Raw genomic sequence first — 8552 nt, forward strand, 5'->3', positions numbered from 1 at the left:
CCCATGAACGCATAGATTTATCATATAGCGAAAAAGCAGACCGGTATCTGGTCTGCTTTTCTAATTGATGCTGTTAAAATAGGTCTGATTTCCAACTGTTCTAATTTCATGAAATTCCTTTTGAAACCACATCTTCCATGCCTTCCACTAGTCCATTTTGCAATAAAAACATTTTATAATAGATCCCTTTCTTTAAGAGCAGCTCCTGATGAGTCCCCCTCTCTGCTACCTCGCCTTGATGAAGGACAAGAATCAGATCTGCATCCTGTATCGTTGACAAGCGGTGAGCAATAGCGATGGTAGTCCTGTCCTTCCTCATCCTTGTTAGGGCTGTCTGGATCGCTTCCTCTGTCTCCGTGTCGATATTGGCCGTCGCTTCATCCAAGATCAAGATCTTTGGTTTGGTTGCAATGGTTCTGGCAAAAGCAATCAGCTGCCGCTGCCCGCTTGATAAAGTGGACCCTCTTTCCACTACTTTGCTGTAATAACCTCCCTCCATCCTTTCTATAAATTCGTCAGCCTGAACAAACCTGGCTGCTTCCAAGACTTCTTTATCGGACATGTCTTCATTATGAAGCTTGATATTATCCTTGATTGTTCCGTAGAAAAGAAACGGATCTTGAAGCACCAATCCCATCTTTTCTCTCAGATCATTCATTGGGAAAGATTTAATGGACTTTCCATCTATCAATATCTCACCTGAAGAATAATCATAGAACCTCATCAGCAGGTTAATGATCGAACTCTTCCCGCTTCCTGTATGTCCGACCAGGGCGACAGTCTCACCAGGATTGGCAGTAAAGGAGATGTTTTTCAACACTTCCTTCTGTCCATCGTATGAGAAAGATACATCATTAAACGTTATTTGTCCCTCTTCTATTCTATTGTCATCATTCTTCACTATTTGTGGAGGGGATACTTCTTCCTCATCCAATAATGTAAAAACCCGCGAAGAAGCAACGATTGCCTGTTGAAACAAAGAGAGCCTCATCATGATTTGATTGACAGGTTCAAAAAAGCGATCAAGATAGTTAACAAAGGCATAAAGCACCCCTATTTCAATCGGCTGATCAAATGATGTAATACCAAAAAAACTGAGAACCACAATCAAAGCAGCTACATATACAAGATCAATCGCCGGTCTTAAAAGGAGACCGTCTACTTTAATATTCTTCATTCCCGCTAAGTAATGTTTTTCATTGATTTTCCCAAACTCTTTGCGCAGCCTTTGTTCCTGCCTGAAGACTTGAATGATCGACATCCCTTGCAATGACTCACTCAACTTTGCATTTAATTCACTTAGCCTTTCCCTCATATCCAAATAGAAAATCGAGCTGTATTTTCGGTATAGTACCATGATATAAAAAATGAGGGGTAAGATGAACAAGCAAAAAAGAGCGAGCTTCGAATTAAGGACAAACATCGCAATAAAGATTCCCGTAAGCAAGAATGCGCCTTGAATGAATGAAACCATCACACTTACGAACATATCCTTTATCGCTTCAGTATCATTTGTCACACGTGATACAATGCTTCCGGCAGGTGTTTTATCAAAATATTTCATTCCAAGACTCTGAACCTTCGTAAAAACATCCACACGAAGCTGCTGAATGATTTTTAATGCAATTTCCTGGAACTTTAATAGTTGAAAGTAAGAAATAAGTACATTACTAATTTGGATAATTAAATATGCGGATCCCAAAGTGACAAGCGGTGCATAAGGAAACTCTCTCGGTGTCAAGTAATCATCTATGAAGACTTTTATGATGATCGGTCCGAGTACATCACCGATTGTCGTTAACAACAATAGTAAAAAGGCAGTGAAAATTTTCTTTTTATGAGGTTTTGTGTATCTCATCAGACGAAAAAAAATCTTACGCTGCCGGATCGTTGTCATTGCTGGAATTTCTTCCATTCCTCTTCCCCCCCATGCTCTACAAGTTCTTCTAACTGCTGCCTTATATACATTTCTCTGTATTTTCCTTTATAGCTCATTAACTCAGAATGAGTCCCCCGCTCAACAATTCTTCCTCCATCGAATACGAGAATGAGGTCTGCATGTTGAATCGCACTCAGTCTGTGAGCAGTGATGATGGTCGTCTTACCTGATCTGTTTTCTCTTAAAGATGATAGAATGGCTTCTTCCGTCTTTGCATCCACTGCGGACAGTGAATCATCAAGGAGAAGTACTTCCGGGTCCATCAGGAGGGCCCTTGCAATTGAGATACGCTGCTTTTGCCCTCCTGATAATGAAACGCCCCTCTCCCCGACTATGGTTTCATAACCATAAGTGAAATCCTTAATATCATCATGGATTTGAGCGAGCTTTGCGGCTTCTTCCACACGACTGCGTTCAATGAATGGATTAGTAAACGCGATGTTTTCGAAAATGGTTGAAGAAAACAAGAAATGATCCTGAGGGACATAACCGATTGATTCCCGCAATTTGGTAAGTTTATAATCTTTTATCGAATGTTCACCAAATACAATTTCTCCCTTATACCCTTCGAATTCCCTCAATAGCAACCGTAAAATAGTGGTTTTACCTGCACCTGTTTTTCCGACAATCCCGATTGTGCTGCCTTTTTCGACTTTGAAATGAATATCTTCTAACCTATTTTCTTCTTCATTTGGATAAGAAAATGAGTTCAACCGAAATTCAATAGTACCTGAAGGGCTTACTTCCAATGCATCTTCTCTGTCTTTAATTTCAATATCCTCGCTTAACAGAGCCGAAACCCGGTCATAGGACGCCCTTCCTCTTTCCACAATATTAAAGAGCCAGCCAAAAGCTAGCATCGGCCAAATCAGTAATCCCAAATAGGTGGTAAAAGAGATCAATTCTCCTATCGTTAATTCTCCATTCACGACCAGACGTGATCCAAAAACGACTGATAAGAAAAACGAGATTCCTACAATTATGGATATGGTCGGATCGAATAACGAGTCGACTTTGGCAACAGCAACATTTTTGTCTACCACAACTTTTGATTGTTCTTCGAATGCTTCAATATCTTCTTGTTCCTGCCCGAATGTTTTTATCACCTTTATTCCCGAGACGCTTTCCTGAGTCTTATCATTTAAAGACGAAAATGCTTCTTGGGCTTTATGAAAACGTTTATGGAGAAGAGTTCCATAGTAATTGGTCAACAGAGCCATAAACGGCATCGGAATCAGCGCAATCAAGGTCAGCTTCCAACTGATCGTAAATGCCATGGCAATAATCACAAATCCTCCCGTAGCAAGTGAATCCACCAGTGTCAGAACACCGGATCCAGCCGTTTGCTGAATCGCCTGTAAATCATTTGTGGCATGGGCCATAAGATCCCCGACCCTTCTTTTTTGATAAAAAGAAGGCGCCATTTTCGTGAAATGCTGATATAAACGATTTCTTAGTAATCGGGATAACTTAGTGGCAGAACCGAAAATCATGATACGCCATACGAACCGCAGCCCGTACATGGAGAGCGCTGTACCTGCGAGAATGAGCATCCAGATCATCAGCTGGTTGAGGGTGAAATTATTATTTTTGATGCTATCAACGACAATCCCCACAATTTTCGGGGGGATCAACTGGAGAAAAGCAACAAATAAAAGGATGATGATCCCCATTAAATAAGATTTTTTTTCTTGGATAAAGAACCACTTTAAATCTAAAAAGACCTTCATATCTTATCCTCCATATATGTAAATAAATGACTCTTTATTTTAACAGATTTTTAAAAATTGAGAAATCTTTATTGAACATTTTTTTATTAATCATAACGCCACCGTCCCACTTCAAAGTTGTCAATAAAAATAGAGGCTGGACAAAACTTAAACTATAACCTAACATTCAAAAAACCCGACCTAATTTGAATCCTAGAATTCAATTAGATCGGGTTTTATTAGACTGAAACACTTTGTTTCAGCATCTTTTGTAATAATTACTCATGGATTTCAACAAATGGTTCTTGATCGACTTCTTTTACAATTGTGGCTTTCAGGCCTTTTGGCGTTTTCACATAGAGATACACGGGCATGTGGGGGAAGTAATCGACAATTTCCGGTCCGATTGCCTGTGCAAATCCAATAAGCTCGGTTTCTTTGACCATCCCCGTATGTACATCTATGGCCAGTTGATTCAAGTTATCTTTTTTGTAGAGTGCCTTACCAACAAATTCAATATCTTGATGAGAGAAATATTTAGATACGTAATCTTCCAGATCCCTGATGCGGTTCTGAAGGTCACGATCCTTTTCTTCCCCTTCCTTACTTGGAAAATAATAAAACTTTTCTTTAATATCTTCCCATTTTTTTATCGTTTTATCATTATCGTCTACATAACTGCTAGTGAAATAATTCCCAGGGACCACACTGTTTATCGGCTGTAATTTATAGATTGAAATGAAAATGGGCACATCTTTCAATTCTTTCATTGAACGTATTCTGCTGACAACTTTTTCGGCGGCTTTCTTTCCATACTCTTCCAAAACCTTATCATCAATGACTTTTTCATCAAAATGCATTAAACCATTTGAATCTTTCACACGTATGTAATCGATCTTATTCATAGCAAATCCTAAAGAAATTCCTTTTATTTTTCCTTTTGAGTCAACATAATTCTGCTCGTGTATATAGGCAAGATACATAGGGTCTTTCTTTTCACGTTCGATTCTCTCTTCCCAGCCCATATTTTTTGTGATATCTATGGCAGGATTGAGACCTTGCTCATTGTCTTTAGATTCTCTGCCTAACCAGGAAGGAATATCTTTTAAATACTGACCTTCTTGATAAACAAAATCATCAGGGGAAAAATGATCTTTAGATAAAGACATAAGACCCGTTTCGATTTCATCCATATCACTGCGGTTATTAATCATCATCGTGATCAAGCCCCGATTGACTGATTTCTTCTGCTTATTGATTTTATAGGTTAGATATTCGCGGGCTTCACTGGCCGCACTGTCTTGTATTTCAAGTGTTTCTTCATCGATTACTTCTTGAGTTTTGTTATTATTACACCCTGACAAAAAAACAAAAAGTGAAAGTGAAGCTAGCATCCATTTTTTCATTTGATTCCCTCCGCACCTTATTCTATCATAAATTTATTTTTATACTGAATAATAAAGATGAAGTTTTTTCGTCTTATCCCATTCGGTTCTTTACTCCCAGTTAAAAGATAGTATATGATTCATTTCCTCTACTATCTGAGTGAGTAATGATGTACATATCACAATTGAACCTTCTTCCACTATCAATAGAAAAAGCACTCAACGATTGTGAGTGCTCTAACCTATTACTTCATATTCTTGTTCATTGCGTTCATCATCTGATTGATTTTTTTCTGTGACGGTTTCTGTCCCATCTGCATCATCATCATGCGAAGCATTTGTTCGTTAATAGGTGGATTTTTCTTTAAGTAGCTCATCATGTATTTTCGAGCAATGAAAAATCCTAGTGCAATTCCGGCAAGCAATGCTAGAACTCCGACTAGAATAAGTAGCCAAGTCGTTGACATGTTCTTACTTCCTCCTTCTTGTTGTCCTTATAAAAGTGTACTAAACCAAGGAACATTATACAATATTTCTATCATAATTTCTTATTAATATATAAATTTTCTTTGTTTTATTGGTTTCAGCCAGCCGTAACGCTCATTTTTCAAATCAACGGCAAGTAATTGACCCATATTTCTTCTTAAGATTTCAAAGAATATATACTCGCAGTCATGGGGTCCCCATGCATCTATCGATATGCATTTTTCATTCAATATCAATGCAGCTCCCGAGTCTTCTCTTTCAATCCTGGCAGTAGCTTCAATCCACTTTGTTCCTTCAACCTTTACCAGTTCATGCTGCAGGATTCTTTGTGTAGGAAGGTAAGGAATGGGTTTTGTGATGAATTCTACTTGTTTAGCAATGATTTGATTCAGTTCTCCTGAGCTCTCTTCCCAATCAGAAAAAAGGCCAAAGAACATTCTTTCACGTCCGTAGTAGTGGTTGGCAAATGATTCTTCAATCCAATAGATTTGATAACTTCTCACTTATTCTCCCCCCTACATTTCCTTCTATCTAGTATAAAGGAAAATAGAGGTGTGACATTGTCAGAAATTGTAGAGAAATTGCACTATTTTTGTCGAACGGCATCACCCGAGGAATCTTATCCACAGATTATTTCTATGGCTCTTATACTCAAAAAAGGCTAACCCCTATAGAAAATTAATTCCTAAGGAGTTAGCCATTATGTTAAATCAGCTCTTATTGAAGTAACGCTTTAATTCTTGATACAACGTTATCAGCTGTAAAGCCGTATTCTTCAAGAACTCTTTCACCTGGAGCAGAGGCACCATATCCATTGATGGCAAGAATGTCACCTTCTGTCCCTACATAACGGTCCCATCCAAGAGGAGAGCCCATTTCTATGGCGAGACGTTTCGTTACGCTCTTAGGAAGGATTGATTCCTTATACTCCTTGGACTGCTTTTCAAAACGGTCCCATGAAGGCATGCTTACTACAGATACACTGATGCCGTCTTTTTCTAATGCATTTTGTGCTTCTACAGCCAAGCTGACTTCTGAGCCTGTAGCGAGTAATAATGCATCCGGCTGTTCCTTACCTGCTGGTGAAACCACATATGCACCTTTTCCTACACCGTTATATGCTTTATCAGCTGTTCCCTTTAATGTAGGCAGATTTTGACGGGATAACACTAGCATTGTCGGTTGATCAGTACTTTCCATGGAAAGCTTCCAAGCTGCAGCTACTTCATTTCCGTCTGCAGGTCTGATCACACAAAGGTTTGGCATCGCGCGAAGGGACGAAAGCTGCTCAACCGGTTCATGGGTTGGTCCATCTTCCCCTACAGCAATACTGTCATGTGTGAACACATACGTTACAGGAAGACCCATAAGTGCAGCTAGACGGATCGCTGGTCTTAAATAGTCACTGAACACAAAGAATGTACCGCCAAAGACTTTTAATCCTCCATGTAAAGCCATACCATTCATGGCTCCACCCATTCCGAATTCACGGACACCGAACCAGATGTTTTTCCCTTCATATGATTCAGGAGTGAAGTCTGCCGCTCCTTTAATCATTGTTTTGTTTGAACCGGCTAAATCGGCTGATCCCCCGATGAATGAAGGAAGATTTTTCGCAATGGCATTTAAAACTTCACCTGAAGATGCACGGCTTGCCAGTGATTTACCTTCTTCATACACAGGTATGTCACTGTCCCATCCTTCAGGAAGCTCTCCTTTGATTGCAGCTTCCAATTGAACAGCTAACTCAGGGTATTCTTCTTTGTATTTAACGAACAGATTTGCCCACTCTTCTTCTTTTTGGGAACCAGTGTGTTGAATTTTTTCTTCAAAACGGCTGTATACCTCATCAGGAACATGGAAATCTTGATCAAATGTCCATTTGTAAGCTTCTTTGGTTAGCTTCATTTCTTCTTCGCCCAGCGGTGCGCCATGTACATCTGATTTTCCTGATTTATTAGGAGCTCCATATCCGATGACCGTTTTCACTTCAATCATCGTAGGACGTGATGTATCTGATTGAGCCTCTTCGATCGCTTTTGCAATCTCCTCGAGATCATTACCGTCTTCCACTCTTATATATTGCCATCCATAAGATTCAAAACGGCCTTTTACACTTTCAGAGAACGATTTATCCAGTTCTCCATCCAAGGAAATATCATTTGAATCGTAAAGAACAACCAAGCGTCCAAGTTTGAGGTGAGCGGCTAAAGATGCTGCTTCGGAGGATACACCCTCCATTAAATCGCCATCACCGCAAATCGAGTATGTATAATGGTCCACAAGATTGTAGTCATCTTTGTTATAGGTTGCAGCTAAATGTCTTTCTGCAAGTGCCATTCCAACTGCCATCGCGATACCTTGACCTAGAGGGCCTGTAGTAGCTTCTACTCCTGGAGTGTGGCCATATTCCGGGTGACCTGGTGTCTTGCTTCCCCATTGGCGGAATTCCTTAAGGTCATCCATTGAAACGCCGTAGCCCGACAGGTGGAGAAGGCTGTAGAGCAGCATGGAGCCATGGCCGGCAGATAAAACGAAACGGTCTCTGTTAAACCACTCTGGATTTTTCGGATTATGATTCATAAAGCGTGTCCATAGAGTGTATGCCATCGGTGCTGCACCCATAGGCATACCCGGGTGTCCTGAACCTGCTTTTTCAATTGCATCGATAGATAATGTTCTCATTGTATTAATCGCTAATTGATCTGTATTATCAAACATTGTCAGACATCCTTCCTTTTCATACTTCCTTATTAATATTAATCTTCTTCGATAGTTTATACAACTAACTTGAATGATAACATGACTTTGTTTTGTTGAAAAATAAAAACCCTTCTTATAAGGTATTTTTATCGGAGATTTTCCTTTGTAGTTTCTGGTAGATAATAACTCCCGAGAAACTAGAGCACTTTATAGATTGAAAATGAACTATTTAACGCCGCTAATGATTTCCGTGCAAGACTTCGCTTTCCGCGGGCGGTTGGTGAGCCTATTTAAATTCAAAGGGGTCACCTGTCCAGCTACAGGGCTTAG

The 8552-nt window shown here is 39.7% G+C and carries 6 protein-coding genes; all 6 read right to left on the minus strand.

The window, feature by feature from the left end:
* Positions 1 to 106: 106 nt before the first annotated feature.
* The 6 genes from AAEO50_RS14590 to tkt all read right to left on the minus strand — a co-directional run bounded on the left by AAEO50_RS14590 (position 107) and on the right by tkt (position 8240).
* The gene (locus tag AAEO50_RS14590; protein WP_341985021.1) at positions 107 to 1915 is read right to left on the minus strand and encodes an ABC transporter ATP-binding protein; all 1809 of its coding nucleotides are present in this window, start codon (positions 1913 to 1915) and stop codon (positions 107 to 109) included.
* Positions 1894 to 3669, minus strand: a complete 1776-nt coding sequence (locus AAEO50_RS14595) for an ABC transporter transmembrane domain-containing protein (protein ID WP_341985022.1) — start codon at positions 3667 to 3669, stop codon at positions 1894 to 1896. Before AAEO50_RS14595 ends, AAEO50_RS14590 begins: the two co-directional genes overlap by 22 nt.
* 257 nt (positions 3670 to 3926) lie before the next feature.
* Positions 3927 to 5054 carry a CamS family sex pheromone protein gene (locus AAEO50_RS14600; RefSeq protein ID WP_341985023.1) on the minus strand — a complete coding sequence of 376 codons (1128 nt, stop codon included), beginning with the start codon at positions 5052 to 5054 and terminating at the stop codon, positions 3927 to 3929.
* 224 nt (positions 5055 to 5278) lie between these two features.
* Entirely contained in the window at positions 5279 to 5500 is a 222-nt protein-coding gene (locus AAEO50_RS14605) for a YneF family protein (protein WP_064093594.1), read from the minus strand.
* Positions 5501 to 5584: 84 nt separating this feature from the next.
* Positions 5585 to 6022, minus strand: coding sequence for a sporulation inhibitor of replication protein SirA (gene sirA / locus AAEO50_RS14610; protein WP_341985024.1), 438 nt, complete (start codon positions 6020 to 6022; stop codon positions 5585 to 5587).
* A 214-nt stretch (positions 6023 to 6236) separates the two neighbouring features.
* The gene (gene tkt / locus AAEO50_RS14615; protein ID WP_341985025.1) at positions 6237 to 8240 is read right to left on the minus strand and encodes a transketolase; all 2004 of its coding nucleotides are present in this window, start codon (positions 8238 to 8240) and stop codon (positions 6237 to 6239) included.
* Positions 8241 to 8552: the final 312 nt, after the last annotated feature.

It is taken from the genome of Rossellomorea oryzaecorticis (assembly GCF_038405515.1).
Lineage (GTDB): Bacteria > Bacillota > Bacilli > Bacillales > Bacillaceae_B > Rossellomorea > Rossellomorea oryzaecorticis_A.

Bases quoted from the DNA above. Each gene is read 5' to 3' on its own strand.
- AAEO50_RS14590 (WP_341985021.1), bottom strand. From the start codon at position 1,915: ATGGAAGAAATTCCAGCAATGACAACGATCCGGCAGCGTAAGATTTTT.
- AAEO50_RS14595 (WP_341985022.1), bottom strand. From the start codon at position 3,669: ATGAAGGTCTTTTTAGATTTAAAGTGGTTCTTTATCCAAGAAAAAAAA.
- AAEO50_RS14600 (WP_341985023.1), bottom strand. From the start codon at position 5,054: ATGAAAAAATGGATGCTAGCTTCACTTTCACTTTTTGTTTTTTTGTCA.
- AAEO50_RS14605 (WP_064093594.1), bottom strand. From the start codon at position 5,500: ATGTCAACGACTTGGCTACTTATTCTAGTCGGAGTTCTAGCATTGCTT.
- tkt (WP_341985025.1), bottom strand. From the start codon at position 8,240: ATGTTTGATAATACAGATCAATTAGCGATTAATACAATGAGAACATTA.